The 26,700-nt window shown below is 72.7% G+C and carries 27 protein-coding genes; 14 read left to right on the top strand and 13 right to left on the bottom strand.

All coding sequences use genetic code 11. The features are described from left to right. The first annotated feature begins 46 nt into the window (after nt 1-46). A complete protein-coding gene (serB, locus tag ACSURM_RS28385; protein WP_436958638.1) occupies nt 47-1,270 on the top strand; it encodes a phosphoserine phosphatase SerB in 1,224 nt (407 codons plus the stop codon). A gap of 423 nt (nt 1,271-1,693) precedes the next feature. Here the strand turns inward: serB and ACSURM_RS28380 are convergent, their stop codons facing one another. The 4 genes from ACSURM_RS28380 to ACSURM_RS28365 form a co-directional block, all read right to left on the bottom strand. Continuing rightward, on the bottom strand, nt 1,694-2,212 hold the full coding sequence (locus ACSURM_RS28380) for a SixA phosphatase family protein (RefSeq protein ID WP_436958636.1): 519 nt from the start codon (nt 2,210-2,212) through the stop codon (nt 1,694-1,696). Between the two features lie 78 nt (nt 2,213-2,290). Then, nucleotides 2,291-2,497, bottom strand: a complete 207-nt coding sequence (locus tag ACSURM_RS28375) for a hypothetical protein (RefSeq protein WP_436958635.1) — start codon at nt 2,495-2,497, stop codon at nt 2,291-2,293. Between the two features lie 453 nt (nt 2,498-2,950). After that, the gene (locus ACSURM_RS28370; RefSeq protein WP_094374424.1) at nt 2,951-3,070 is read right to left on the bottom strand and encodes an SGM_5486 family transporter-associated protein; all 120 of its coding nucleotides are present in this window, start codon (nt 3,068-3,070) and stop codon (nt 2,951-2,953) included. Between the two features lie 57 nt (nt 3,071-3,127). Next, nucleotides 3,128-4,447 carry a CynX/NimT family MFS transporter gene (locus ACSURM_RS28365; protein WP_436958634.1) on the bottom strand — a complete coding sequence of 440 codons (1,320 nt, stop codon included), beginning with the start codon at nt 4,445-4,447 and terminating at the stop codon, nt 3,128-3,130. Between the two features lie 82 nt (nt 4,448-4,529). On the opposite strand from ACSURM_RS28365, the gene ACSURM_RS28360 reads away from it, so the two are divergent. Further along, complete coding sequence (locus ACSURM_RS28360) at nt 4,530-5,222, top strand: FadR/GntR family transcriptional regulator (protein WP_436958633.1); 693 nt, start codon at nt 4,530-4,532, stop codon at nt 5,220-5,222. On the opposite strand, the gene ACSURM_RS28355 is transcribed toward ACSURM_RS28360, so the two are convergent. From ACSURM_RS28355 to fabG, 3 genes are all read right to left on the bottom strand, one after another. Continuing rightward, nucleotides 5,200-5,565 (bottom strand): hypothetical protein, encoded by a 366-nt coding sequence (locus ACSURM_RS28355; RefSeq protein WP_436958632.1) that lies wholly within the window; start codon nt 5,563-5,565, stop codon nt 5,200-5,202. The two genes, ACSURM_RS28360 and ACSURM_RS28355, sit on opposite strands and share 23 nt — an antisense overlap. 240 nt (nt 5,566-5,805) lie before the next feature. Next, nucleotides 5,806-6,573 carry an enoyl-ACP reductase FabI gene (fabI, locus tag ACSURM_RS28350; RefSeq protein WP_030791082.1) on the bottom strand — a complete coding sequence of 256 codons (768 nt, stop codon included), beginning with the start codon at nt 6,571-6,573 and terminating at the stop codon, nt 5,806-5,808. A gap of 5 nt (nt 6,574-6,578) precedes the next feature. Next, nucleotides 6,579-7,283: a 3-oxoacyl-[acyl-carrier-protein] reductase gene (gene fabG / locus ACSURM_RS28345; RefSeq protein WP_189998068.1), complete on the bottom strand. Its 705-nt coding sequence runs from the start codon at nt 7,281-7,283 to the stop codon at nt 6,579-6,581. Nucleotides 7,284-7,686: 403 nt separating this feature from the next. Between fabG and ACSURM_RS28340 the strand changes: the two genes are divergently transcribed. The 3 genes from ACSURM_RS28340 (at nt 7,687) to tyrS (ending at nt 11,933) form a co-directional block, all read left to right on the top strand. Continuing rightward, nucleotides 7,687-9,210, top strand: coding sequence for a TldD/PmbA family protein (locus ACSURM_RS28340; RefSeq protein WP_436958631.1), 1,524 nt, complete (start codon nt 7,687-7,689; stop codon nt 9,208-9,210). Then, nucleotides 9,207-10,598 (top strand): metallopeptidase TldD-related protein, encoded by a 1,392-nt coding sequence (locus tag ACSURM_RS28335; RefSeq protein ID WP_436958630.1) that lies wholly within the window; start codon nt 9,207-9,209, stop codon nt 10,596-10,598. The genes ACSURM_RS28340 and ACSURM_RS28335 overlap by 4 nt, the downstream gene beginning before the upstream one ends. Before the next feature lie 66 nt (nt 10,599-10,664). Continuing rightward, on the top strand, nt 10,665-11,933 hold the full coding sequence (gene tyrS, locus ACSURM_RS28330) for a tyrosine--tRNA ligase (RefSeq protein WP_436958629.1): 1,269 nt from the start codon (nt 10,665-10,667) through the stop codon (nt 11,931-11,933). 36 nt (nt 11,934-11,969) lie between these two features. On the opposite strand, the gene ACSURM_RS28325 is transcribed toward tyrS, so the two are convergent. Continuing rightward, nucleotides 11,970-12,254, bottom strand: a complete 285-nt coding sequence (locus tag ACSURM_RS28325; RefSeq protein ID WP_436958628.1) for a GlsB/YeaQ/YmgE family stress response membrane protein — start codon at nt 12,252-12,254, stop codon at nt 11,970-11,972. A 245-nt stretch (nt 12,255-12,499) separates the two neighbouring features. Here ACSURM_RS28325 and ACSURM_RS28320 point away from each other — a divergent pair, with 245 nt between their 5' ends. Then, nucleotides 12,500-12,907 carry a DUF3099 domain-containing protein gene (locus ACSURM_RS28320; protein WP_436958627.1) on the top strand — a complete coding sequence of 136 codons (408 nt, stop codon included), beginning with the start codon at nt 12,500-12,502 and terminating at the stop codon, nt 12,905-12,907. Nucleotides 12,908-13,145: 238 nt separating this feature from the next. Beyond that, nucleotides 13,146-13,370, top strand: coding sequence for a hypothetical protein (locus tag ACSURM_RS28315; RefSeq protein ID WP_189998077.1), 225 nt, complete (start codon nt 13,146-13,148; stop codon nt 13,368-13,370). A gap of 22 nt (nt 13,371-13,392) precedes the next feature. On the opposite strand, the gene moaA is transcribed toward ACSURM_RS28315, so the two are convergent. The 3 genes from moaA to ACSURM_RS28300 all read right to left on the bottom strand — a co-directional run bounded on the left by moaA (nt 13,393) and on the right by ACSURM_RS28300 (nt 16,533). After that, complete coding sequence (gene moaA / locus ACSURM_RS28310; protein WP_436958626.1) at nt 13,393-14,382, bottom strand: GTP 3',8-cyclase MoaA; 990 nt, start codon at nt 14,380-14,382, stop codon at nt 13,393-13,395. A gap of 172 nt (nt 14,383-14,554) precedes the next feature. Continuing rightward, nucleotides 14,555-16,180, bottom strand: coding sequence for a solute symporter family protein (locus ACSURM_RS28305; protein ID WP_436958625.1), 1,626 nt, complete (start codon nt 16,178-16,180; stop codon nt 14,555-14,557). Continuing rightward, on the bottom strand, nt 16,177-16,533 hold the full coding sequence (locus ACSURM_RS28300; protein ID WP_030791110.1) for a DUF485 domain-containing protein: 357 nt from the start codon (nt 16,531-16,533) through the stop codon (nt 16,177-16,179). Before ACSURM_RS28300 ends, ACSURM_RS28305 begins: the two co-directional genes overlap by 4 nt. 285 nt (nt 16,534-16,818) lie before the next feature. On the opposite strand from ACSURM_RS28300, the gene ACSURM_RS28295 reads away from it, so the two are divergent. Beyond that, on the top strand, nt 16,819-18,342 hold the full coding sequence (locus tag ACSURM_RS28295) for a S8 family peptidase (RefSeq protein WP_436958624.1): 1,524 nt from the start codon (nt 16,819-16,821) through the stop codon (nt 18,340-18,342). A gap of 69 nt (nt 18,343-18,411) precedes the next feature. Further along, nucleotides 18,412-19,806 carry a CoA transferase gene (locus ACSURM_RS28290; protein WP_436958623.1) on the top strand — a complete coding sequence of 465 codons (1,395 nt, stop codon included), beginning with the start codon at nt 18,412-18,414 and terminating at the stop codon, nt 19,804-19,806. Nucleotides 19,807-19,865: 59 nt separating this feature from the next. Here ACSURM_RS28290 and ACSURM_RS28285 read toward each other — a convergent pair whose 3' ends face one another. Together ACSURM_RS28285 and ACSURM_RS28280 are read right to left on the bottom strand one after the other, a co-directional pair. After that, complete coding sequence (locus tag ACSURM_RS28285; protein ID WP_436958622.1) at nt 19,866-20,576, bottom strand: VIT1/CCC1 transporter family protein; 711 nt, start codon at nt 20,574-20,576, stop codon at nt 19,866-19,868. Between the two features lie 79 nt (nt 20,577-20,655). Beyond that, nucleotides 20,656-21,459, bottom strand: coding sequence for an acetoacetate decarboxylase family protein (locus ACSURM_RS28280; protein WP_436958621.1), 804 nt, complete (start codon nt 21,457-21,459; stop codon nt 20,656-20,658). Nucleotides 21,460-21,733: 274 nt separating this feature from the next. On the opposite strand from ACSURM_RS28280, the gene ACSURM_RS28275 reads away from it, so the two are divergent. The 5 genes from ACSURM_RS28275 to ACSURM_RS28255 all read left to right on the top strand — a co-directional run bounded on the left by ACSURM_RS28275 (nt 21,734) and on the right by ACSURM_RS28255 (nt 26,636). Next, nucleotides 21,734-22,717, top strand: coding sequence for a DEDDh family exonuclease (locus ACSURM_RS28275; RefSeq protein ID WP_436958620.1), 984 nt, complete (start codon nt 21,734-21,736; stop codon nt 22,715-22,717). 103 nt (nt 22,718-22,820) lie between these two features. Continuing rightward, the gene (locus tag ACSURM_RS28270) at nt 22,821-23,054 is read left to right on the top strand and encodes a hypothetical protein (protein ID WP_436958619.1); all 234 of its coding nucleotides are present in this window, start codon (nt 22,821-22,823) and stop codon (nt 23,052-23,054) included. A 49-nt stretch (nt 23,055-23,103) separates the two neighbouring features. Beyond that, nucleotides 23,104-23,907 (top strand): SURF1 family cytochrome oxidase biogenesis protein, encoded by an 804-nt coding sequence (locus ACSURM_RS28265; RefSeq protein ID WP_436958618.1) that lies wholly within the window; start codon nt 23,104-23,106, stop codon nt 23,905-23,907. 184 nt (nt 23,908-24,091) lie between these two features. Continuing rightward, nucleotides 24,092-25,876, top strand: a complete 1,785-nt coding sequence (locus ACSURM_RS28260; RefSeq protein WP_436958617.1) for a glycoside hydrolase family 15 protein — start codon at nt 24,092-24,094, stop codon at nt 25,874-25,876. A gap of 4 nt (nt 25,877-25,880) precedes the next feature. Then, complete coding sequence (locus ACSURM_RS28255) at nt 25,881-26,636, top strand: SDR family oxidoreductase (protein WP_436958615.1); 756 nt, start codon at nt 25,881-25,883, stop codon at nt 26,634-26,636. The last annotated feature ends 64 nt before the right edge of the window (nt 26,637-26,700 follow it).

Genomic DNA, 26,700 nt, shown 5'->3' with positions numbered 1-26,700 from the left:
ACCTCGGCAGCGGGAGGCACTGGGTGCCGGATACGGTGGTGACACCATGAGCGCTTCGCAGACCTCCGCTTCGCAGACCTCCGAGGTCCCCACCCTCCTTGTCAAGATCTTCGGCAAGGACCAGCCGGGCATCACGGCGGGTCTCTTCGACACCCTCGCCGCCTACCTCGTCGATGTCGTCGACATCGAGCAGGTCGTCACCCGGGGCCGACTGGTGCTGTGCGTCCTGGTGACCCAGCCGCCGGCCGGTCTGGAGGGCGACCTGCGGGCCACCGTGCACAGCTGGGCCGAGTCGATGAAGATGCAGGCCGAGATCATCTCCGGTCACGGCGACAACCGCCCGCGCGGCCTCGGGCGCTCCCTGGTGACCGTGCTGGGCCACCCGCTCACCGCCGAGTCGACGGCCGCGATCGCCGCCCGTATCGCCAAGGCCGGCGGCAACATCGACCGTATCTTCCGGCTCGCCAAGTACCCCGTGACAGCGGTGGAGTTCGCCGTCTCCGGCGTGGAGACCGGGCCGCTGCGCACCGCCCTGGCCTCCGACGCCGCGGCACTGGGTGTCGACATCGCCGTGGTCTCGGCGGGCCTGCACCGGCGCGCCCAGCGGCTGGTGGTCATGGACGTGGACTCGACCCTGATCCAGGACGAGGTCATCGAGCTGTTCGCCGCGCACGCCGGCTGCGAGGACCAGGTCGCCGAGGTGACGGCCGCGGCGATGCGCGGGGAACTGGACTTCGAACAGTCGCTACACGCGCGCGTGGCGCTGCTGAAGGGGCTGGACGCGTCGGTGGTGGAGAAGGTGCGCCAGCAGGTCCGGCTGACGCCGGGTGCGCGCACCCTGATCCGCACCCTGAAGCGGCTCGGCTACCAGGTGGGGGTCGTCTCCGGCGGCTTCACCCAGGTCACCGACGATCTCAAGGAGCGGCTGGGTCTGGACTTCGCGCAGGCCAACACGCTGGAGATCGTCGACGGCAAGCTGACCGGCCGGGTCGTCGGGGAGATCGTGGACCGGGCGGGCAAGGCGCGGCTGCTGCGCCGGTTCGCCGCGGAGGCCGGGGTGCCGCTGTCGCAGACGGTGGCGATCGGCGACGGCGCCAACGACCTGGACATGCTGAACGCGGCGGGGCTGGGCGTGGCCTTCAACGCCAAGCCGGTGGTGCGGGAGGCGGCGCACACGGCGGTGAACTTCCCCTTCCTGGACACGGTCCTCTACCTCCTCGGCATCACCCGGGAAGAGGTCGAGGCGGCGGACACACACGACGAGGACTGAGACGGACGGGACCGGGCCGGGCGGTCCGGGCCGGGTGGACCGGGCCGGGAAGTGCTGCTCCGGATAGTGCCGGACCGGGTGGTGCGGGGCCGGGCGGGTCTGCGGGCGACTGTGGGCGATCCGTCCACCGAGGGTCGACCACCGGGTGGGCCGACCACCGGCGGGTCGGTCACCGGCGGGTCGGTCACCGGCGGGTCGGTCACCGGCGGGTCGGTCACCGGCGGGTCGGCCACCGGCGGGTCGGCCACCCGGGGGGCGCCCCCGTGATGTCGCCATCGGTGAGTCGCCCCCGGCGGGACCGCCATCGGTGAGTCGGTCGCGGAGACCGCGGCCCCCCCAATGGTTGCGCTGTCGGGAGGGCCCGGCACCCCGCCCGGGTCCCGGGCCCTCCCGCCTACGGCGTGCCGGAGCGGCGGTGCCGGGTCACTCGGAGGGGGCCCAGTAGTCCGTGAGCGTGGCCACGCCGGGCTCCACGCCCTTCCAGTGGCCGTCGTAGGAGAGCAGAGCGAAGCCGGCGGCGGGGAAACCACGGCGGTTCATCCGGGCGCGCGCGTCGCCCTCGGCCGAGCCTGCAAGGATGTCGGCCAGGCCGTGGATGCCCGGGTTGTGGCCGATGAGGATCACGCTCCGCACCTCGTCGGGCAGCTCGTTGAGCACGGCGATCAGCTCGCCCGGCGATGCCTCGTAGATCCGCTCCTCGTAGACGGTCTTCGGCCGGTGCGGCAGCTCCTGGACGGCGAGCTTCCAGGTCTCGCGGGTGCGGATCGCCGTGGAGCACAGGGCCAGGTCGAAGGTGATGCCGGTGTCGGCCAGCTTGCGGCCGGCGACAGGGGCGTCCATGCGGCCTCGCTCGGCGAGTGGGCGCTCGTGGTCGGGAACCTGGGGCCAGTCGGCTTTCGCATGCCGGAAGAGGACGATCCTGCGGGGTTCTGCGACGCTCATGAGATCCAGCTTCGCATGAAACGGGCCACCCGGCGCAGGGAGTTGACATGCGGATTCACGACGCGAGGGATCTTGCCGTCAGCGCGCGACGAGCTGCTGGACGCGCTCCAGCAACCGTGCGAGCGCCTGGTCGCCGCCGGCCGCCTGGGCCTCCGACGGGTTGAGTATCAGCGCGAGCAGCGCGACGAAGGCGAGGACGGGCAGGGCGAGCGCCCACCAGGGCAGTCGGGTGCCGATGCCGCCCGTGGTCGCCGGGTGGGGCCGGGAGTGGGTGCGGGCCGGCATGGTCGCCTCCGTGAGTGAGTCTTCGAGGGTGCCGCGACCGCCTCGCGCGGTCACATCTCGAAGCTACGGAATCCAGGGCCGCCAACCCATCCGGATTCCCACCCAGTTGACCCTGACCCTGGCCCCCTAGGGGACGGGGGGCCAGCACCACCATCCACCCGGAGAAAGCCGACAGAAGCCACAGAACCGGTAGGACCGGTAGGACCGGTAGGACCGGTAGGACCGGTAGGACCGGACAGAGCCCACACCCCCCGGAGAAACCGGAAGTCGCGGCGCTCACCTCCGAACCGGCGAGCGATCCGGCCGGGGCCGGGCGATGCCGGCAGCGACCAAGCGCGGGCGCCCCGGAAGAACGGGGCGATCCCTGGACCACCAGGCGCCCCCGCCACCCGCCGCACCCAGGCAGTCCGGCAGGTCCCCGGCGTCACGGCGGGGCGGGGAGCCTCCCCGGCGTCACGGGGACGCGATGGTTGCCACCACGGCGATGATCACGAAGATGGCGAGGAACGAGCCGAAGACGAGCAGCATCTTCTTCTGGCCGTTCTTCGGGTTCGGGTCGAGCACAGGCTGCATGCGTCCAGTCTCGCACCCCGTCTCCCCCGCGACGGCGCCGGGGCACCCCCGGTCGGGTCAGTTCGTCGCCTCGTCCTCGACTGTGCGGTCGCGACCGGCGATGAAGCCCACCACCATCTGCGGCACCATCAGCGCAGCCATCAGGGCGATCGGCAGCCCCCAGCCGCCGCTCTGCTGGTAGAGCACGCCGACCAGCAGCGGGCCCGGGATGGAGATCAGATAGCCCGTGCTCTGGGCGAACGCGGACAGCTGGGCCACGCCCGGGCCGCTGCGGGCGCGCATGCCGACCATGGTCAGGGCGAGCGGGAAGGCGCAGTTGGAGACGCCGAGCAGCAGGGCCCAGGCCCAGGCGCCGCCGGACGGCGCGAGGTAGAGCCCGGCGTATCCGACGAGTCCACAGACGCCCAGCACCAGCACGATCGGCCCCTGGTGGGACAGGCGGCTTGCGACCCGGGGAATGATGAAGGCCAGCGGCACGCCCATCACCATGGTGACGGCGAGCAGCACACCGGCGGTGCCGGCCGAGACACCGGCGTCCCGGAAGATCTGCGGCATCCAGCCCATCGTGATGTAGGCGGCCGTGGCCTGGAGGCCGAAGAAGACGGCGAGCGACCAGGCGGTGCGGCTGCGGGTGATGCGCAGCGGGGCCTGCTGCTGCTCCGCGGCCCCGGGCGCCGCGTCCTGCGGCTGGGCGCCGGCCGGGCCGCGGTCGCGGACCAGCGGCAGCCAGGGCAGGACGGCGGCGGCGGCGATGGTCGCCCACACCACGAGGCCGGACTTCCAGTTGCCGCCCATGGCGTCGGTGAGCGGGACGGTCAGCGCGGCGGCGAGGGAGGTGCCGGCGGCGAGGGCCATCGAGTACAGGCCGGTCATGGAACCGACCCGGTCGGGGAACCAGCGCTTGACGATGACCGGCATCAGGACGTTGCTGACGGCGATGCCCATCAGGGCGAGCGCGCTGGCGGCCAGGAACCCGGCGGTGTTGCCGACGTACGGCCGTATGACGAGGCCGGCGGCGATGGCGGCCATACCGGCGCACACCACGGCGGCCGGCCCGAAGCGGCGGGCCAGGCGGGGTGCCATCACACCGAAGACGGCGAAGCACAGCGGGGGCACGGAGGTGAGCAGTCCGGCCACGCTGCCGCTCATGCCGAGTCCGTCGCGGACCTCTTCGAGGAGGGCGCCGAGGCTGGTGATGGCCGGCCGGAGGTTCAGCGCGGCGAGCATGATGCCCACGACGACAAGCCGGGTGGCCCACGCGCGCGTGCGGCCCGCGCCGCGGGTCGTCTCTGGGGTGTTCGTCGCGGCGGCCGCACCGCGTTGGGTCGGTGTCATCGCCGTACGGGTCTCCACTGTCCGGATTTCCTCACTAGCCATAAGACCCATCATAGAATCATAGGATGATTACCTGTCCATCCCCGGAGCGTCCGCGCCCGGTCCCCTCGTGCGAAGGTGTGCCATGCCCTTGAGCCACCCGCGCCGTTCGGCGCTGTCCGAGCAGGTCATCGCCGAACTGCGCAACCAGATCGCCTCCGGCGAGTGGCCGGTCGGCTCCCGTATCCCGACCGAGCCGGAGCTGGTCGAGCAGCTCGGTGTCGCCCGCAACACCGTCCGCGAGGCCGTCCGCGCGCTCGCGCACAACGGGCTGCTGGACATCCGCCAGGGCTCGGGCACGTACGTCGTGGCCACGAGCGAGCTGGCCGGCGTGATGCACCGCCGCTTCGCCGACGCCGACCCCCGGCACATCGCCGAGCTGCGCTCCACGCTGGAGTCGGGCGCGGCCAAGCTGGCCGCCGAACGGCGCACCGAGAAGGACCTCAAGCAGCTGGACGCGCTGCTGGTCCGGCGCGAGCAGGCGTGGGAGACGGGCGACACGGAGTCCTTCGTGGCGGCCGACGCCACCTTCCACCTCGCGGTGGTGGCCGCGTCCCACAACGACGTGATGACGGCGATGTACGCCGATCTCGGCGAGGTGCTGCGCGACTGGCTGCGCGCGGACGTCGGGGCGGAGCTGACCCCGGAGACCCACATGGATCACGCGCGCCTGGTGGACGCGATCCGCGCGGGGGACGCCGAGGCGGCGGCCGGGGAGGCCGCGAGCTATCCGTTCCTGTGCAACCCGGGCCGGCTCAGCGCGCCTTCTGGTGGCTGATCCACACCGAGCGGATCTCCTTCCAGCACCGGCCGGCGAGCCGTACGGTCATGGCCGGCCAGGCGTCCGCCGGGGCGCTGTCGGTGTCGATGTCCCACCAGCGGGCGCACTCGATGTGCAGCCGTACGCGGTCGATGTCCACATAGGGGTTGTGGCAGTGGGCCACCACCTGGGAGCCGCGTACGGCCGTACGGCAGGAGGCGCCGAACCGGACCGGTGAGGGTGCCGCGCCGGCCTCCACGCGCGCGTGCGGCAGCGCGTCGTACGGAGCCGCGTCGTACGGCAGCGACAGCACGAGGACCAGGGCCACCGACAGCGGGCCCAGGCTGCGGGACAGGCGCACGAGCGGGACCTCCTCGGCCGGGCTGCGGAGGGGCGTGCGAGCGAACGCGTCGTCCGGGGGCGTACTGCCAGGGTGCGCCGACGGCCCGGCGGCGGCCCGGCCGGTGGGCCGTACGGGTGACACCCCGGCACGCGCGCCCGGCCCTACGGCGACGCCCCGCTCCCCGCGCGCGGCGGGAAACGGGGCGTCGGCAGGGCCGCGCGAGCACCAGGGCTCGGCAGGACCTAGTGGGTCATCGGGTCAGGCGCCGATGGCGTGCAGGCCGCCGTCGACGTGGATGATCTCGCCCGTGGTCTTCGGGAACCAGTCGCTCAGCAGGGCGACGATGCCGCGGCCGGCCGGCTCCGGGTCCTTCAGGTCCCACTCCAGCGGGGAGCGGGTGTCCCACACGGAGGCCAGGTCGCTGAAGCCCGGGATGGACTTGGCGGCCATGGAGCCGATCGGGCCCGCCGAGATCAGGTTGCAGCGGATGTTCTGCTTGCCCAGGTCGCGCGCCATGTAGCGGTTGACGGCCTCCAGGGCGGCCTTGGCCGGGCCCATCCAGTCGTACTGCGGCCAGGCGTACTGCGCGTCGAAGGTGAGGCCGACGACCGAGCCGCCGTTCTGCATCAGCGGCAGGCAGGCCATGGTCAGCGACTTCAGGGAGAACGCCGAGACGTGCATGGCGGTGGAGACGGACTCGAACGGCGTGTTGAGGAAGTTGCCGCCGAGCGCGTCCTGCGGCGCGAAGCCGATGGAGTGCACGACGCCGTCCAGGCCGCCCAGCTCCTCGCCGACGACGTCCGCGAGCCGCCCGAGGTGCTCGTCGTTGGTGACGTCCAGCTCGATGACCTTGGTCGGCTTCGGCAGCTTCTTGGCGATGCGCTCGGTCAGCGTGGGGCGCGGGAACGCGGTCAGGATGATCTCGGCGCCCTGCTCCTGGGCCAGCTTGGCGGCGTGGAAGGCGATGGAGGACTCCATCAGCACACCGGTGATCAGGACGCGCTTGCCCTCGAGGATTCCGCTCATGGTGATCAGTGACCCATTCCCAGTCCGCCGTCAACCGGGATGACGGCTCCAGTGATGTACGAGGCGTCGTCGGACGCGAGGAAGCGCACGGCGGCGGCGATCTCCTCCGGCCGCGCGTACCGGCCGAGCGGCACCTGGGCGACGATGTTCTGGCGCTGCTCGTCGCTGAGCACCTTGGTCATGTCGGTGTCGACGAAACCGGGCGCGACGACGTTGAACGTGATGTTGCGCGAGCCCAGCTCCCGGGCGAGGGAACGCGCGAAGCCGACCAGCGCGGCCTTGGAGGCGGCGTAGTTCGCCTGTCCCGCCGAGCCGAGCAGACCGACCACGGACGAGATGAGGACGACGCGGCCCTTCTTGGCCCGCAGCATGCCGCGGTTGGCGCGCTTGACGACCCGGAAGGTGCCGGTGAGGTTGGTGTCGATGACCGAGGTGAAGTCGTCCTCGGACATGCGCATCAGGAGCTGGTCCTTGGTGACGCCGGCGTTGGCGACCAGGACCTCGACCGGACCGTGCCGGTCCTCGATCTCCTTGTAGGCCTGCTCCACCTGCTCCGGGTCGGTGATGTCGCACTTGACGGCCAGGAAGCCGGCCGGCGGCTCACCCGAGCGGTACGTGATCGCGACCTTGTCGCCGGCGTCGGCGAAAGCGCGGGCGATGGCGAGGCCGATGCCCCGGTTGCCTCCGGTGACGAGAACCGAGCGGCTCAACGGATCACCCTTTCGATAGCGGTCTTACTTATCCGCCCGGACTCCTGGGCGGCAGGCGGCTTCATCGGAAACCTATCGGTATCACCGCGCCCAAGGGCAATCGGGCACCGACAGTGGCTCATGTCGCACACTGTGGAGTCCCTACAGTCGGCGTGCCGCCGGAGCGCCTCAAGCCCGACGGGACGTGCCACTGTCCCGGCCCCGCCGACAGCACGTCGCACTCCGCCCACACCGTCCTGCCCGGCCCGGGAGGCTCGGGCCGCCCGGGCCGGGTGTGCCGGTCTCGTGCCCGCCCGCCGGTCCGTGCCGTCGCGGCGGGGATTTTCCCGGGAGTGTCACCGGCGGGACATGATTCACTGCCTGCGAAGGTCACCACAGGCAAGCGCCCGAAGGGATCCCGCCGATGCCCCACGAGATCGATCGTTCTTTCCTGGCGCTCCCCCTACGCGCCCTCGCCGACGCCGCGCTGGCACGCGCGCGTGCGCTGGGGGCCGAGCACGCGGACTTCCGGTTCGAGCGGGTGCGCAGCGCCTCCTGGCGGCTGCGGGACGCGCGGCTCGCCGGATCGTCGGACACCACCGACCTCGGGTACGCGGTCCGGGTGGTGCACGGCGGCACCTGGGGCTTCGCCTCCGGGGTGGACCTGACCATGGACGCCGCCGCCCGGGTCGCCTCGCAGGCGGTGGCCATGGCCAAGCTGTCCGCGCGGGTGATCAGGGCCGCCGGGTCGGACGAGCACGTGGAGCTGGCCGACGAGCCGGTGCACGCGGACAGGACGTGGATCTCGTCGTACGAGATCGATCCGTTCTCGGTGCCGGACGAGGAGAAGTCGGCGCTGCTGGCGGAGTGGAGCGACCGGCTGCTGGGCGCGGACGGCGTCAATCATGTCGACGCCTCGCTGCTCACCGTCCACGAGAACAAGTTCTACGCGGACACCGCCGGGACGGTGACCACCCAGCAGCGCGTACGGCTGCACCCGCAGCTGACGGCCGTCTCGGTCGACGAGGCGAGCGGCGAGTTCGACTCCATGCGCACCCTCGCCCCGCCGGTGGGGCGCGGCTGGGAGTACCTGACCGGGACCGGCTGGGACTGGGACGACGAGCTGGCCCGGATCCCGGAGCTGCTCGCCGAGAAGATGCGGGCGCCGAGCGTGGAACCGGGCGTGTACGACCTGGTGGTGGACCCCTCCAACCTGTGGCTGACCATCCACGAGTCCATCGGCCACGCCACCGAGCTGGACCGCGCCCTCGGCTACGAGGCCGCCTACGCCGGCACCTCCTTCGCCACCTTCGACCAGCTCGGCACGTTGCGGTACGGCTCCGAGCTGATGAACGTCACCGGTGACCGCACCGCCGAGCACGGCCTGGCCACCATCGGCTACGACGACGAGGGCGTCCAGGCCCAGTCCTGGGACCTGGTGAAGGACGGCACGCTGGTCGGCTACCAGCTGGACCGGCGGATAGCGCGACTGACCGGGTTCGAGCGGTCCAACGGCTGCGCGTACGCCGACTCCCCCGCGCACGTGCCGGTGCAGCGCATGGCCAACGTGTCGCTGCGCCCGGACCCCGCCGGGCTGTCCACGGAGGATCTGATCGGGGGCGTGGACCGGGGCATCTATGTCGTCGGCGACCGGTCCTGGTCGATCGACATGCAGCGCTACAACTTCCAGTTCACCGGCCAGCGCTTCTTCAAGATCGAGAACGGGCGGATCACCGGGCAGCTGAAGGACGTCGCCTACCAGGCCACGACGACCGACTTCTGGGGGTCCATGGCGGCCGTCGGCGGGCCGGGGACCTACGTCCTAGGCGGCGCCTTCAACTGCGGCAAGGCCCAGCCGGGCCAGGTCGCCGCCGTGTCGCACGGCTGCCCCTCGGCCCTCTTCAAGGGCGTCACCATTCTGAACACCACGCAGGAGGCCGGCCGATGAGCGTCCGTACCCACAAGCCGCACGAGGTCGTCGAGCAGGCGCTGGCGCTGTCCCGGGCGGACGGCTGTGTCGTCATCGCCGACGAGCACTCCACCGCCAACCTGCGCTGGGCGGGCAACGCGCTCACCACCAACGGGGTGACCCGCGGCCGTACGCTCACCGTGATCGCGACCGTGGACGGCGCCGAGGGCACCGCCTCCGGTGTGGTGTCCCGGTCGGCGGTCACCGCGGAGGAGCTGGAGCCGCTGGTGCGGGCCGCCGAGGCCGCCGCGCGCGGTGCCGGTCCCGCCGAGGACGCGCAGCCGCTGGTCGGCGGGGTGCCCCAGTCCCCCGACTTCACGGACGCGCCCGCCGAGACCTCCTCCGCGGTGTTCGCCGACTTCGCGCCGGCGCTCGGCGAGGCGTTCGCCCGCGCGCGTGCGGGCGGCCGGGAACTGTACGGTTTCGCCAACCACGAGCTGGTGTCGACCTATGTGGGCACGTCCACCGGGCTGCGCCTGCGGCACGACCAGCCCACCGGCACGCTGGAACTGAACGCCAAGTCCCCGGACCGCACCCGCTCGGCCTGGACCGGCCGCTCCACCCGGGACTTCAAGGACGTCGACCCCGGCGCGCTCGACGCCGAGCTGGCCGTACGGCTCGGCTGGGCCGAGCGGCGCATAGAACTGCCCGCGGGCCGCTACGAGACGCTGCTGCCGCCGACCGCGGTCGCGGACCTGCTGATCTACCAGCTGTGGTCGGCCTCCGGCCGGGACGCCGCCGAGGGGCGGACGGTGTTCTCCAAGCCGGGCGGCGGCACCCGGATCGGGGAGCGGCTCTCGGAGCTGCCGCTCACCCTGCGCAGCGACCCGGACGAGCCGGGGCTGGAGTGCCCGCCCTTCGTGATCACCCACTCCTCCGGCGGCGACGAGTCCGTGTTCGACAACGGGCTGCCCACGCACGCCACGGAGTGGATCGGCCAGGGCGTGCTGAAGCACCTGACGACGACCCGGCACAGCGCGGCCCTGACCGGGCTCCCGGTCGCCCCCGTGCTCGGCAACCTGATCCTTGACGGCGGCGAGCGCTCGCTGGAGGAGATGGTCGAGGACACCGAGCGCGGGCTGCTGCTGACCTGCCTGTGGTACATCCGCGAGGTCGATCCGGCGACCCTGCTGCTCACGGGCCTGACCCGGGACGGCGTCTACCTGGTGGAGAACGGCGAGGTGACCGGGCAGGTGAACAACTTCCGGTTCAACGAGTCGCCGGTGGACCTGCTGGGCCGGGCCATCGAGGCCGGGCGGACGGAGAAGACGCTGCCGCGCGAGTGGAGCGACTGGTTCACCCGCGCCGCGATGCCCGCGCTGCGCATCCCGGATTTCAACATGAGCTCTGTCAGCCGGGGCGTATAACCTCGTAGGCGTTCGTGGCCGGGTGTCACCCGGCCGCCGGAAGATCATCGAGGAGACACGAGAACCGTGACGGACATCGTCGACGAGCTGAAGTGGCGCGGGCTGTTCGCCCTGTCCACCGACGAGGACGCATTGCGCAAGGCGCTCGCGGACGGTCCCGTCACGTTCTATTGCGGTTTCGACCCGACGGCGCCCTCCCTGCACGTGGGGCACCTGGTGCAGGTGCTGACCGTGCGCCGGCTCCAGCAGGCCGGGCACCGTCCGCTGGCGCTCGTCGGCGGTGCCACGGGCCTGATCGGCGACCCGCGTCCGACGGCCGAGCGCACGCTGAACGACCCGGAGACGGTGGCCGGCTGGGTGGACCGGCTGCGCGCCCAGATCGAACCGTTCCTGTCCTTCGAGGGCGAGAACGCGGCGATCATGGTCAACAACCTGGACTGGACCGCGGGCCTGTCCGCGATCGAGTTCCTGCGGGACATCGGCAAGCACTTCCGCGTCAACAAGATGCTGACGAAGGACTCCGTGGCCCGCCGCCTGGAGTCCGACCAGGGCATCAGCTACACCGAGTTCAGCTACCAGATCCTCCAGGGCATGGACTTCCTCCAGCTCTACCGGCGCTACGGCTGCACGCTCCAGCAGGGCGGCAGCGACCAGTGGGGCAACCTCACGGCCGGGCTCGACCTGATCCACCGGCTGGAGCCGGACGCCTCGGTGCACGCCCTGGCCACCCCGCTGATGACCAAGGCGGACGGCACCAAGTTCGGCAAGACCGAGGGCGGCGCCGTCTGGCTCGACCCGGAGCTGACGACCCCGTACGCGTTCTACCAGTTCTGGCTGAACGTGGACGACCGGGACATCTCCCGGTACATGCGCATCCTGTCCTTCAAGTCCCGCGAGGAACTGGAGGAGCTGGAGCGGCAGACCGAGGAGCGTCCGCAGGCCCGGGCCGCGCAGCGGGCGCTCGCCGAGGAGCTGACCACGCTGGTGCACGGCGCCGGCCAGACGGCCGCGGTGATCGCCGCGTCCAAGGCGCTGTTCGGCCAGGGCGAGCTGGCGGAGCTGGACGAGCGGACGCTGGCCGCGGCGCTGTCGGAGGTGCCGCACGCCCGGGTCACCGAGCTGGCCCCGGTGGTCGACCTGCTCGCCGAGGTCGGCCTGGTGCCCAGCAAGTCCGCCGCCCGGCGGACGGTGAAGGAGGGCGGGGCCTACGTGAACAACGTCAAGGTCACCGCGGAGGACGCGGTGCCCGCCCGGGAGGACCTGCTCCACGGGCGGTGGCTGGTGCTGCGGCGCGGGAAGAAGAACCTGGCCGCGGTGGAGGTCGTCACCGCGTGACGCCGTGCGGTGTGGGGGCGCGGGACGCCCGCGCCCCTACACCCGGGCCCGGTGCTTCCGCTTGCCCAACGTCGCCATGTAGAGGGCGTCGACGGCCGCGACGATGATGATCGCCGCCACCAGCTGGAAGATGTGCCGGCTCCAGTCGATGCCCTTGGTCTCCGCCACGCCGACGGCGCGGGCGACCGCGTTGCCCACGATGGCACCGAGGATGCCGCAGATGGTGGTCAGCCAGAGCGGACTGTGCTGCTTGCCCGGAATGACCGCCTTGGCGATGAGGCCCAGCACGAATCCCAAGATGATCGCCCACAACCAGCCCATGGCTGCCTCCTCGTACGGCTCGACGTGAGCATTACGGCCAGTGTGGGGCGGTACGCCGTACGGCGCATGTCGGATTGCCCCGTACGCGCCGAAGCCCACGGCGTCGTCGCAGGCAGGGGGCGACCCGGCCTCGATCGCGGCGTGGGGGCGGCGTAACGTGGGGGGTGGCCCGGCCGGGACTCCCGCCGGACGCGGACGAGGGCGCGGGCCGGAACGGGTCCGATACGGGCGGATGGTGAATGGTGATGCGGAAACAGCACGGCGGCGGCGTCCAGGTGTTCCGGATCACCGGCGCGCGGACCGGACTCGCCGAGGACGTCCGGGGCCGGCAGCGGCGGTACGTGATCTCGATGTCCGTCCGCACCGTGTCGGTGATCCTCGCGGCCTCGTTGTGGAACGTCGAGCGGTACGTCGCGATCGTGGCGCTCGTGCTCGGCGCGGTGCTGCCGTATGTCGCCGTGGTGGTCGCCAACGCGGGCCGCGAACGGCCTCCGTCACTCCCGTCGACGTTCGTCGCCACGCCGCCGCGTCCGATGATCGCGGCCCCGCCGGCCGAGGGCCAACGGGCGGAATCCGTACGGGACTCCGCGCCGCACGACGTGCCGACGAACCAGGCGGCCGGGGCGGGCGGCGAACGCCCGGAACCGGTCTGAGCACGGCGGACGCGGGGACCGCCGGGGCGGCCACCTGGGAGCTCAAGAAAACCTCAGATCAATCTAGCTGTTCCGGTCCCGGGCGACGGGGTGTCCGTGACATACTGCGTAGGCGCTCCGCATCCCCCGTCGGAGCGACGGACCGACGCCGGGCAGCTCCCCCCGTGGCTGCCCGGCGTCGCCTTGTTTTCCGCCCTTTCGTTTTCCGCCCCTCGACGAGACGAACCGAGACGAAACCGTGAGTGACGTAACCCCGATCTGCTCGGCCAAGGGCTGCCGCACGGCCGCCGTGTGGGTGCTGGCGTGGAACAACCCCAAGGTCCACACCCCGGAGCGGCGCAAGACGTGGCTGGCCTGCGAGGAGCACCGCGAGCATCTGTCGCAGTTCCTCGGGGTGCGGGGGTTCTTGAAGGACGTCGTACGGTTCGAGGAGTGGCGGGCCGCCGAAGAGGCCGGGGCGTAAGTCCGGGGCACCGCGCCCCGGTTCAGCCGCCGATCGCCGACATAGGGCGGTCCGGCTGGACGAACGACGGGTCGTCCAGGCCCGCTCCGGCCTTCTTGCCCCACATCGCCAGCTTCCAGACGCGGGCGATCTCCTCGTCCGGGGCGCCCGAGCGCAGGGCCGCCCGCAGGTCGGTCTCCTCGGTGGCGAACAGGCAGGTGCGTATCTGGCCGTCGGCGGTGAGGCGGGTACGGTCGCAGGCCGCGCAGAACGGCCGGGTCACCGAGGCGATCACGCCGACCCGGTGCGGACCGCCGTCCACCAGCCAGCGCTCCGCGGGGGCGGAGCCGCGCGCGTCGGCGCCCTCGGGGGCGAGGTCGAAACGGGTGCGCAGGGAGGCGAGGATGTCCCCGGCGGTGACCATGCCCTCGCGCTTCCAGCCGTGCTGGGCGTCCAGCGGCATCTGCTCGATGAACCGCAGTTCGTAGTCGTGCTCGATCGCCCAGGCGAGCAGGTCCGGGGCCTCGTCGTCGTTCAGGCCCGGCATCAGGACCGAGTTGACCTTGACCGGGGTCAGGCCGGCCTCGCGGGCGGCGGCCAGGCCGTCCAGGACGTCCTGGTGGCGGTCGCGGCGGGTGAGGGTCTTGAAGACGTCCGGACGGAGGGTGTCCAGGGAGACGTTGACCCGGTCCAGGCCGGCCGCCTTCAGGGCGGTCGCGGTGCGGACCAGGCCGATGCCGTTGGTGGTCAGGGACATCCGGGGGCGCGGGGCGAGGGCGGCGACGCGCTCCACGATGCCGACCAGGCCGGGGCGGAGCAGGGGCTCGCCGCCGGTGAAGCGGACTTCCTCGATGCCGAGGGTGCGGACCGCGATGTCGATGAGGCGGACGATCTCGTCGTCCGTGAGCAGGTCGGGCTTGGCCAGCCACTGCAGGCCCTCCTCGGGCATGCAGTAGGTGCAGCGCAGATTGCACCGGTCGGTCAGCGAGACGCGCAGGTCGGTGGCGACCCGGCCGTAGGTGTCGATGAGCACGTGGGCCCCTCCCTCTCCCGGTCACCCATTCTCGGTCGCGGATGCCCCGTCCGTCACCTGCGAGCGTACGTGACCCCGCCGACATCGACAGCGGCCCGATCCCACGAGGTACGGCGCGACCGCGTCGTAGGACCGTACAGTCCCGGCCGACGCGGTCGTCCCGTGTGCCGCCTCAGTGGGCTCCGGTGCCGGTCAGGAACCGCACCTCCAGCTCCGCGTACTTCGCGGCGTCCGGGGCCTCCTTGGACAGCAGGGTGCCCACCACGCCGAGCAGGAAGCCGACCGGGATGGAGATGAGGCCGGGGTTCTCCAGCGGGAACCAGTGGAAGTCGACGCCGGGGAACATCGAGGTCGGCTTGCCGGAGACCACCGGGGAGAACAGCACCAGGCCGACCGCGGTGACCAGGCCGCCGTAGATCGACCACAGGGCGCCCGCGGTGGTGAACCGCTTCCAGAACAGGCTGTAGAGGATGGTCGGCAGGTTGGCGGAGGCGGCGACCGCGAAGGCGAGGGCGACCAGTCCGGCCACGTTCAGATCGCGGGCCAGGGCGCCGAGGACGATGGAGACCGCGCCGATGCCGACGGTCGCCCAGCGGGCCGCGCGCACCTCCTGCTGCTCGGTGGCCTGGCCCTTCTTGAGGACGTTGGCGTAGATGTCGTGCGCGAACGAGGACGACGAGGCCAGGGTGAGGCCGGCGACGACCGCGAGGATCGTGGCGAAGGCGACCGCGGAGATGGTGGCGAGCAGGATGGCCCCCCAGTTGGAGTCCACGCCGCCCAGGTGCAGCGCCAGCAGCGGGGCGGCCGTGTTGCCCGCCTTGTTGGAGGCGATGATCTCGCCCGGTTTGATCAGCGCGGCGGCGCCGAAGCCGAGGGCGAGGGTCATCAGGTAGAAGACACCGATCAGGCCGATGGCCCACAGGACGGACTTGCGGGCGGCCTTGGCGGTGGGGACGGTGTAAAAGCGGATCAGGATGTGCGGCAGTCCGGCCGTGCCCAGGACCAGGGCGATGCCGAGGGAGAGGAAGTCCAGCTTGCTGGTGCCGGTGGCGCCGTACCGCAGGCCGGGCTCCAGGAAGGCGCTGCCCTGGCCGCTGTTGTCGGCGGCCCTGCCGAGCAGTTCGGAGATGTTGAAGTCGAACTTCAGCAGGACGAGGAAGGTCAGCAGCACGGCGCCGGCGATGAGCAGCACCGCCTTGACCATCTGGACCCAGGTGGTGCCCTTCATGCCGCCGATGGTGACGTACACGATCATCAGCAGGCCGACCAGGGCGACGATGCCGATCTTGCCGCCGTCGCTGGTGATGCCGAGGAGCAGGGAGACCAGCACGCCGGCCCCGGCCATCTGGGCCAGCAGGTAGAAGATCGACACGACGATGGTGGAGGTGCCGGCCGCGGTGCGCACGGGGCGCTGGCGCATGCGGTAGGCGAGCACGTCGCCCATCGTGTAGCGGCCCGAGTTGCGCAGTGGTTCGGCGACCAGCAGGAGCGCGACGAGCCAGGCGACGAGGAAGCCGATGGAGTACAGGAAGCCGTCGTAGCCGAAGAGGGCGATGGCGCCCGCGATGCCGAGGAAGGACGCGGCGGACATGTAGTCACCGGAGACGGCGAGGCCGTTCTGGAAGCCGGTGAACTGCCGTCCGCCCGCGTAGAAGTCGGCGGCGTCCTTGGTCTGCCGGCCCGCCCAGACGGTGATGACGAGGGTCGCGGCGACGAACACCGCGAACAGGGTGATGATCAGTGTCCGGTGCTCGCTCGCCTCGCCGGCGGCCAGCAGCGTGTGGGGTACGGCGTTCATGCTCCGCTCTCCATCCGGGACTTGATGGCCTCGGCCCGGGGGTCGAGCCGGGTGGCGGCGCGGCGGGCGTACCACCAGGCGATCAGGAACGTGGTGAGGAATTGGGCGAGGCCCAGGACGAGGGCGACGTTGATGTGGCCGGCCACCTTGATGCCCATGAAGTCGCCCGCGTAGTTGGACAGCAGGACGTACAGCAGGTACCAGGCGGCGAAGGCGATCGTCAGGGGGAAGGCGAAGGAGCGGTGGGCGCGGCGCAGTTCACCGAACTCCGCGCTCTGCTGCACCTCGGTGAACTCCTCGGCTGAGGGAAGGCGGGTCGGGGTCTGCGCGGGTGGCGGTGTCTCGGTAGCCACGGAGTCTCCTCGCGTCACGGACGTGCGCTTGCTCATCTCACAGGGACGGGACCACATTACAGAAAGTCATCACTCGACTCCATCGGGTGATTCCCGTAGGGGGCCCGGTCTTTCGGGCCTCCCGTCCACGGTCACGGCGCCGCCCGGGGAGTGGTTCAAGTCCGCCTGGGCCTTTCGGAGATCAGCGCCGGGAGATAGCTTCGGCCCAGCACCGCCTCGTCATGTACCTGCCCGGACCGTCACCGTGTTCCGGGCGGTTCCTTATCCGGATGATGTGGAGATCCCATGGCTCATCTGCGCTCCAGGCGCCGGCTGGCGCTCGCCGTACCGGCCGCGCTGTCGCTGACCGCCTCGCTCGGCTTCCTGCCGTCGGCGGCCTCCGCGGCGGCCTCGACGGCCCCGGCGGCGACGGCGGCGCGGGCGGCGGACGGCCCCACCCTGTCGTACGTGGTGAACACCCGGACGGACCGTTCCACGATCGCGTCGGTGCGGCGGGAGATAGCCCGCAACGGCGGTACGGTCGTGACGAGTTACGACCGGATCGGGGTGATCGTGGCGCACTCCGCGAACCCCGGGTTCGCCCAGGCGGTCCGCGCCGTGCGCGGTGTCGCCTCGGCGGGTGCCACGCGCAACGCGCCGCTGCCCGCCCAGTCCACCACCGACGTGGGCACGCCGAAGGCGCTGAGCGCGGCGGAGGCCGCCGGTGTCCGGGCCGCCGTCGGCCAGGACCCGCTGGAGCCGCTCCAGTGGGACCTGCCGGCCATCAAGGCGGACAAGGCGCACGAGAAGACCCTGGGCAGCCCGGACGTCACGGTCGCCGTCATCGACACGGGCGTCGACGACACCCACCCGGACATCGCGCCCAACTTCGACCGGGCGGCCTCCGTCAACTGCGTGTCGGGCAAGCCGGACACGACGGACGGCGCCTGGCGCCCGGGCGCCTCGGAGAGCCCGCACGGCACGCACGTGGCCGGGGAGATCGCGGCGGCGAAGAACGGCGTGGGGATGACGGGCGTGGCGCCGGGGGTGAAGGTCGCCGGCATCAAGGTGTCCAACCCGGGCGGCTACTTCTACACCGAGGCCGTGGTCTGCGGCTTCGTGTGGGCGGCCGAACACCACGTCGACGTGACCAACAACAGCTATTACACCGACCCGTGGTACTTCAACTGCACCACCGACCCCGACCAGAAGGCGCTCGTGGACGCCATCACCCGGGCCTCGCGCTACGCGGAGCGGAAGGGCACGGTCAACGTCGCGGCGGCGGGCAACGAGAACTACGACCTCGCGTCCCACGCGATCACCGACGAGGACTCGCCGAACGACGGCACCCCGTCGGACCGGGTGATCGACCCGCACGAGTGCTTCGACATACCGACCCAGCTGCCCGGGGTCGTCACCACCGCGGCGACCGGCGCCAAGGGACTGAAGTCGTCCTTCTCCAACTACGGTCTCGGCGTGGCCGACATCGCCGCGCCCGGCGGCGACTACTACCAGCCGCCGCAGGCCCCGGCGACCAGCGGCCTCATCCTGGGCACGCTGCCGGGCGGCAAGTGGGGCTACATGGCCGGGACGTCCATGGCGACCCCGCACGTCGCCGGTGTCGCCGCATTGATCAAGTCAACCCATCCGCACGCCCCGGCGGCGGCCGTGAAGGCGCTGCTGTACGCGGAGGCCACCGCCACGCCCTGCACGGACCCGTACGACATCAACGGCGACGGCAAGGTGGACGCGGTGTGCGAGGGGACGAAGAACCGCAACGGCTTCTACGGGTGGGGCGTGGCGGACGCGCTGGCCGCGGTGACCAGGTAGACGCCGCCCGGCGCGCCCCGGAGGCGTCCACGCAATATATTGATCGAATCAATAATGCATAGTGCAGTCATGACTGCACTCATGTACGCGTGGTCCGCGCTGGGCGGCGATCCCGCCCGGCTCTCCCGGCTCACCGTCGTCCCGCGGGAGGGCGTGCTCACGGCGCGCCTTCCCGTGCGGGAGCTGGCCCGGGCGTGCGTCGGCGCCTGCGGGCTGGCCGCGGCGGAGCTGACGGCCCGCCGGGCCGGGCTCGCCGAGGTCCCGGACGTCCGGGTCGACGACGGCGCGGTGGCGGCGGCCTTCCACAGCGAGCGGTTGCTGCGGGTGGACGGCCGGGCGCCGGTCTCCTTCGCGCCCCTGTCCCGGTTCTGGCGGACGGCCGACGGCTGGGTGCGCACGCACGCCAACTACCCGCACCACCGGGCCCGGCTGCTCGGCGCGCTGGGGCTGCCCGACGACGCCCCGGCGGAGCGGGTCGCCGGGCTGCTCGCCGGGCGCGGGGCCGTGGAGGTGGAGGAGACCGTCGGCGGCGCGGGCGGTCTCGCCGTGGCCCTGCGCACACCGGAGCGGTGGCGGGCCCACGAGCAGGCGGCCGAAGTAGCCGCGCGCCCGCTGGTCGAGCGCGAGCGGCTGGACACGGCGCCCGCGCGGAAGTTCCCGCCACTCGGCCCGGGGGCCGCCGGGCTGCCTGCCGCCGGGCTGCGCGTCCTGGACCTGACCCGGGTCCTGGCCGGCCCGGTCGCCACCCGCACCCTCGCCCTGCTCGGCGCGGACGTGCTGCGCGTGGACGCCCCCTGGCTGCCGGAACTGCCGGACCAGCACGCCGACACGGGCTTCGGCAAGCGGTCCGCCACGCTGGACCTCGGCACCGGCCGGGACGTCCTGGAGGACCTGCTGAGCACGGCGGACGTCGTGGTGACCGGCTACCGGCCGGGCGCCCTGGACCGGTTCGGGCTCTCCCCCGAGGTGCTGAGCGCGCGCCACCCCGGCCTGGTCGTGGCGCAGGTGTCGGCGTGGGGCGCGTACGGCCCCTGGCGCGGGCGGCGCGGCTTCGACAGCCTGGTGCAGGTCGCCACCGGCATCGCGGCCACCGAGGGGACGGCCGGGGAACCCGGCGCGCTGCCCGCGCAGGCCCTGGACCACGGCACCGGCTATCTGCTGGCGGCGGCCGTGCTGCGGGCGCTGACCGAGCAGTCGTACGACGGCGGGAGCCGGCTGGTGCGGCTCGCGCTGGCCCGGACCGCGCACTGGCTGACCTCCGGCATCCGCCCGGAACCGGCCGGCGGGGAGCCGTACCCGGGCCCGGACGCCTGGCTGGCGGAGACCGGCGGCGCGCTCGGCCGGCTGCGGTACGCCCGTCCGGCCGTGTCCTTCACGGGCGGCCCCGCCGGCTGGGCCCGGCCCCCGGTGCCGTGGGGTTCGTCCCCGGCCCGCTGGGCCGCCGCCCCGGTCGCCCGCGGGTGACGGACGCGCCGCTTCCCGGTACGTCGTGAGCACGGGCGCGCGGACGGGCCCCGTCGCGCTCACACCCCGGCCGCCCCCAGCAGGCTGCCCGCCGCGTAGGTCACCGCCATCGCCAGTGCCCCGCCGGCCACGTTGCGCGAGATCGCGCGCCGGGGGGCGGCCGCGCCGAGGCGGGCACTGCTCCAGCCGGTGAGGACCAGGGCGGCGAGGACGCAGCACACGGTGACGGGGAGCCGCGCGCCGGCCGGGGGCAGCACGATGGCCAGCAGCGGCAGCAGCGCGCCGACGGTGAAGGCCAGGAAGCTCGCCCAGGCCGCGTGCCAGGGGTTGGTCAGCTCGTCGGGGTCGATGCCCAGCTCCACGCGCGCGTGGGCCCTCAGCGCGTCCCGCGCGGTGAGCTGTTCGGCGGCCTCGCGAGCCACCTCCCGGGACAGGCCGCGCGAGGCCAGCAGGTCGGTCAGCTCCCGCAGTTCGGCCTCCGGTTGGTCACGCAGCTCCCGTCGCTCCAGGGCCAGCGCGGCCATCTCGGAGTCGCGCTGGGTGGAGACGGAGACGTATTCGCCGGCCGCCATGGACATCGAGCCGGCGAGCAGGCCGGCCAGTCCGGCGGTGAGCAGGGCGGAGCGGCTCTCGGTGGCGCCGGCCACGCCGACGACCAGGCCGGCGGTGGAGACGATGCCGTCGTTCGCGCCCAGCACGGCGGCCCGCAGCCAGTTCAGCCGGGAGCCGAGGGCGCCGCCGTGGGCCTCGTCGTGGGTGGGTTCCGTCACAGCAGGGAGGATCCCACCGCGAGGCTCCGGCCCACCGCACCGACGCTCCCCCCGCCCCCCTGTCCCGCCCGGAGGTCCGTCAGCGGCTCCCGGTCGCGGCGGGCGGCGCGTCGAGGGCGTGGAACGGGTCGTCGTAGCGCTGGTGCAGGAAGGGCAGCAGGGCGCGCGGGTCGACGCGTTCGACCACCCGGCCGCGCCGGCCGCCGGTCCTCTCCCCGATGGTGATCTCCACCAGACGCAGCACCGGGAAGTCGGCGACGGGGTCGTACACCGACTCGCGCAGGACGACGTCTCCGGTGACCCGTTCCAGCCGGCGCACCCTCTCGTCGCGTTCGCAGTGCACGAGCAGGGGGTCGCCGTCGAAGCCCCGGCCGTTCACCGCGGGCAGGAACTTGAAGCAGAAGTCGGTCCGGCGGACGGGGCCGGGCAGCGGCAGCGGGCCGCTCACCGCGCCGCGCACCTCCACGAAGGCGATGCCGTGCCGGGCCATCGACGCGCGGACGACGAGCCCGTCCCGCTCGACGGTGACCTCGCCGAGCTTCTTGGGCTCCCCGAACACCTCGCGCTCGACGGCCAGGGCCCGCTCCTGGGTCATCGGCATCACCAGCGGGTACCAGCCGTGGACCGGGCCGTGGGCCGCCGCGACCGCGAAGGAGCCCGCGCCGAGCGGCTGTCCGCGCAGGTCGACCCTGCTGATGGCGGCCCGCACCAGCGGCCGTGCGGTGGGCTTCAGCGGGCGCGGCAGCACCGCCGCGACCGCGTCCGGGTCGGTCTCCCAGACGGCCACCACCCCGGTGGACCACAGGTCGGAGAGCTGTGCGCCCGCGGTGCGCGTGGCGGCGGTCTCCCGCTCGGTCCGCGCGCCGTACCGTACGCGTGCCATACCGTACCGCCCTTCGTCGGGACACCTGACGGGACGTCACCTGTAACACAGTTACAGCAGTCCGGGGGCGCGGTAAACAGGCGTGCGGCCAGAGGGAGTCGGCCGTCGCGGCGAGCCGGGCAGGGGCACGCGCGCGTGCGGGGAGCGGGCGCGGGGCGGGGTCGGTGCCGGCACGCGCGCGTGTGTGCGGGGAGCGAGCGGGTGGCCGGGCCGGGGGCGCGGTGCCGGACCTGGGGGACGGTGTTGTCAGTGGCGGCCCGTATCCTCAGTGACCATGCTCGAAGACCGTGCGACCGCAGCGCCCTCCGCCACCCCGTGGCCGGCCGCGTATCCGAAGGGATACGCGGTCGTTGACGTGGAGACCACCGGACTGGCCCGGGACGACCGGATCATCTCGGCGGCCGTGTACCGGCTGGACGCGCGCGGCGAGGTCGAGGACCACTGGTACACGCTGGTCAACCCCGAGCGCGATCCGGGTCCCGTGTGGATACACGGTCTGACGAGCGAGGTGCTCGACGGCGCGCCGCTGTTCGCCGAGGTCGCCGAGGAGTTCGCGGCCCGGCTGGACGGCCGGGTGCTGGTCGCGCACAACGCGGTCTTCGACTGGCAGATGATCGCCCGGGAGTACGCGCGCGTGCGGCGCGAGGCGCCGGTGCGGCAACGGCTGTGCACCATCGCGCTGTCGAAGGAGCTGGGGCTGCCGCTGCCCAACTTCAAGCTGGAGTCGCTGGCGGCGCACTTCGGTGTGGTACAGCAGCGGGCGCACCACGCGCTGGACGACGCGCGCGTGCTGGCGGAGGCGTTCCGGCCCAGCCTGCGGGCCGCGGCGGCGGGCGGGGTCCGGCTGCCGCTGCTGGAGTGCCGGCCGCTGACGGAGTGGTCGGACCGGCCGGTGCCCCGGCAGGCGACGGGCGGCTACGGCGGCTATCGCGCGGCCAGTTGGCGACCCTCCCGCAAAAGGCCCGCATGCCCGTATCCCAACCCGGGTCGCTACGAAGACGGCAAAAGGCTCAAACAGGGCATGCGGGTCGCCTTCTCGGGTGACACGTCGACGGAGCGCGAGCTGCTGGAGGACCGGGCCACCGAGGCCGGGCTGCACGTGGCCACCAGCATCTCCCGGCTGACCAGCCTGCTGGTGACGAACGACCCCGACTCGGGCACGTCCAAGACGGTCAAGGCCCGGCAGTTCGGCACGCCGATCGTGGACGAGGCCGCGTTCGGCCAGCTGCTGCGGGACGTGGAGCCCGCCGACGAGTAGCCACGGCCGACCCCGCGCGGATCATCGTACGAACGAGTGATTGCCCCACGACTCACCCGGCTCCGGCTCGCCGGGGGGTCGGCGACGGCTCACCCTGTGGCGCATGGCGACATGCGAAGTTTGCGGCAATGAATACGGAATGACCTTCGAGGTGCACGCGCAGGGCGCCGTGCATGTCTTCGACTGCTTCTCCTGCGCGATCCACCGCATGGCCCCGATCTGCGAGCACTGCCGGGTGCAGATCATCGGCCAGGGCGTGGAGGTGGAGGGCCACTGGTTCTGCGGCGCGCACTGCGCCCGGGCCGAGGGGAGGATCGGCATCGTCGACCGGGTCTGACCCGGTACCCGCCTGAACGCACCCCACGGCGCGGAGGTACCGTCGTGGGGTGCACCGCTACCGCTTCCTGCTGTCCCGCCAGTGGGTGATCCTCACGCTCGTCGCGATCGCGCTGATCCCTACGATGATCCGGCTGGGCTTCTGGCAGCAGCACCGCTACGAGGAGCGCACCGCGCGCAACGACCTGGTCTCCACCGCGCTGCATGCCGACCCGGTCCCCGTGGAGCGGCTCACCTCCCCCGGGCACACGGTGACCCGCGCCGAGAAGTACCGCACGGTCACCGCGACCGGCACCTTCGACACCGCCGAGGAGGTCGTGGTCCGCCGCCGTACCAACGCGGACGGCAAGATCGGCTTCCACGTCCTCACGCCCCTCGTCCTCGACGACGGAAAGGTGCTGCTGGTCAACCGGGGCTGGATCCCCGCGAACGGCGCGCAGACCGACTTCCCCAAGGTGCCCGCGCCGCCGGCCGGGCGGACCACCGTCACCGGGCGGCTGATGTCCGACGAGACGACCGCCGCGAGCGGCATCAAGAACGTCAAGGGCCTGCCCGACCGGCAGATCATGCTGATCAACAGCGCGGAGGAGGCGCGGCGGCTGGACGCCCGGGTGCTCGGCGGCTACATCCAGCAGACCGCGCCGCAGCCGAAGGACGGCTCCCCGGAGCAGATCTCCGACCCGGGCAACGAGGACGCCCCGCTGAACTACGCGTACATGATCCAGTGGTGGCTGTTCGCGGCGGCCGTTCCGGTCGGCTGGTGGTTCCTGGTCCGGCGCGAGCTGCGGGACCGGGAGGAGGCCGCGGCGGAACGGCGCACCGAGGAGGCGGAGGCGGAACCGGCGTCGGTCTGACCCCGACCCCCGTCCCGAACCCGGCTCCCGGCACCCGGCACCCGGCACCCGGCACCCGCAGCGGCACACCCCCCTCCGCGGCCCTGATCGGCGGCCGTCCGTCTCCGTCCGCGTCCCGGTGGTCGGCTCACTCCCCCGGCGGACCACCTGGTTGGCCCTCTGGTCCGCCGGGAAACCGCATCCCGTGAACGCGCGCATCGAGGACTACGCCCTCATCGGGGACGAGCAGACCGCGGCCCTGGTCGGCAAGGACGGCTCGATCGACTGGCTGTGCCTGCCGCGCTTCGACTCCGGCGCCTGCTTCGCCCGGCTGCTGGGCGACGAGGACCACGGCCACTGGCGGATCGCGCCCGAGGGGGCGGACGTCTGCGCCCGCCGCGCCTACCGGCCCGACACCCTCGTCCTGGACACCGAGTGGGAGACGGCGGACGGAGCGGTCCGCGTCACCGACCTGATGCCGCAGCGCGAGCGCGCCCCCGATGTCGTACGGATCGTGGAGGGCCTCAGCGGCCGGGTCACCGTCCGCAGCACGCTGCGCCTGCGCTTCGACTACGGCTCGATCATGCCGTGGGTGCGGCGCGCGGACGGCCACCGGGTGGCCATCGCCGGGCCGGACTCCGCCTGGCTGCGCGCCGAGCCGGCCGTACCCACCTGGGGCGAGGGGTACGGCACCCACTCGGAGTTCACCGTCGCCGCGGGCGAGCGGGTCGCGTTCGTGCTCACCTGGCACCCCTCGCACGAGAGGCGCCCACCGCTCATCGACCCGTACGAGGCGCTGGAGAGCAGCGTCGCCGACTGGCGGTGCTGGGCCGGGCGGTGCCGTTACGACGGGCCGTACCGGGATGCGGTGGTGCGCTCCCTCATCACCCTCAAGGCCCTCACCTACGCCCCGACCGGCGGGATCGTGGCCGCGCCGACCACCTCGCTGCCCGAGAAGCCGGGCGGCGTGCGCAACTGGGACTACCGCTACTGCTGGCTGCGCGACTCCACCCTCACCCTCGGCGCGCTGCTCACCGCCGGCTACCAGGAGGAGGCCGAGGCCTGGCGGGACTGGCTGCTGCGCGCGGTGGCCGGCAACCCGGCCGATCTGCAGATCATGTACGGCGTGGCGGGCGAGCGGCGGCTGCGCGAGACGGAACTGCCCTGGCTGCCCGGCTTCGCCGGCTCCGCCCCCGTACGCACCGGCAACGACGCCGTCGACCAGCTCCAGCTGGACGTGTACGGCGAGGTGATGGACTCCCTGTCGCTGGCCCGCGCCTCGGGCCTGCCCACCAAGCCGCACATGTGGGCCATGCAGCGCTCGCTGATGAGGTTCCTGGAGTCGGCGTGGCGGCGGCCGGACGAGGGCCTGTGGGAGGTGCGCGGCGGCCGGCGGCAGTTCGTGCACTCCAAGGTGATGGTGTGGGTGGCCGCCGACCGGGCCGTCAAGACGCTGGAGCGGCACCACGAGCTGAGCGGCGACCTGGCGGGCTGGCGCCGGCTGCGCGACGAGGTCCACCGGGAGGTGTGCGAGAAGGGCTACGACAAGGAGCGCAACACCTTCACCCAGTACTACGGCTCCCGGGAACTGGACGCCGCGCTGCTGCTCATCCCGCGCGTGGGCTTCCTGCCGCCGGACGACCCCCGGGTGGTCGGCACGGTCGACGCCATCCGTGACGACCTCGGGCACTGCGGCTTCCTGCGCCGCTACGACACCGAGGACTCGGTGATCGACGGGCTGCCGGGCGGCGAGGGCGCCTTCCTCGCCTGCTCCTTCTGGCTGGCCGACGCCCTGCACATGACGGGCCGCACCCAGGAGGCCCGCGCCCTGTTCGACCGGCTGGTGGGCCTGTGCAACGACGTGGGTCTGCTGGCCGAGGAGTACGACCCCCTCGCCGGCTGCCAGCTGGGCAACTTCCCGCAGGCGTTCAGCCATGTCGGCCTGGTGAACACGGCACTCACGCTCTTCGGGGAGGACGGGGCAGGATAGTGCCATGGATCTTGGACTGAAGGACCGGGTGTACGTCGTCACCGGAGCCACCCGGGGACTGGGCAACGCCACCGCGCGGGAACTCGTCGCGGACGGGGCGAAGGTGGTCGTCAGCGGCCGGGACGAGGAGCGGGTCGCCGAGGCCGCCGCCGCCCTGGGCCCGAACGCGGTGGGCGTGGCCGTGGACAACGCCGACCCGAGCGCCCCGGAGCGGCTGATCGCGGCGGCCCGGGAGAACTTCGGGGGCTTCCACGGGGTGCTGGTGAGCGTGGGCGGGCCGGCGCCCGGGTTCGTCGCCGACAACACCGACGAGCAGTGGCGGGACGCGTTCGAGTCGGTCTTCCTCGGCGCGGTGCGGCTGGCCCGGGCGGCGGCGGCCGAGCTGCCGGAGGGCGGGGTCATCGGGTTCGTGCTGTCCGGCTCCGTGCACGAGCCGATCCCGGGGCTGACGGTGTCCAACGGGCTGCGGCCGGGGCTCGCCGGGTTCGCGAAGTCGATCGCCGACGAGCTGGGGCCGCGCGGCATCCGGGTGGTGGGGCTGCTGCCGGGCCGGATCGACACCGATCGGGTGCGCGAGCTGGACGCGCGGTCCGCCGACCCCGAGGCCACCCGGACGGCGAACGCGTCCCGGATCCCGCTGCGCCGCTACGGCCGGCCCGACGAGTTCGGCCGGACCGCCGCGTTCCTGCTGTCCCCGGCCGCGTCGTACCTGACCGGCGTCATGGTGCCGGTCGACGGCGGCATGCGGCACGGATTCTGACGGCGACGCCCGCCTCGGCGGGACCGGTACGCGCCGTGCCGTCCCGCCGTGAGGCGACGGCCGA

Source organism: Streptomyces sp. SudanB182_2057, from assembly GCF_964272715.1.
GTDB lineage: Bacteria > Actinomycetota > Actinomycetes > Streptomycetales > Streptomycetaceae > Streptomyces > Streptomyces rubradiris.
Note: the sequence above shows the minus strand (reverse complement) of the source record. Positions and strands in the feature narration are given on the sequence as shown.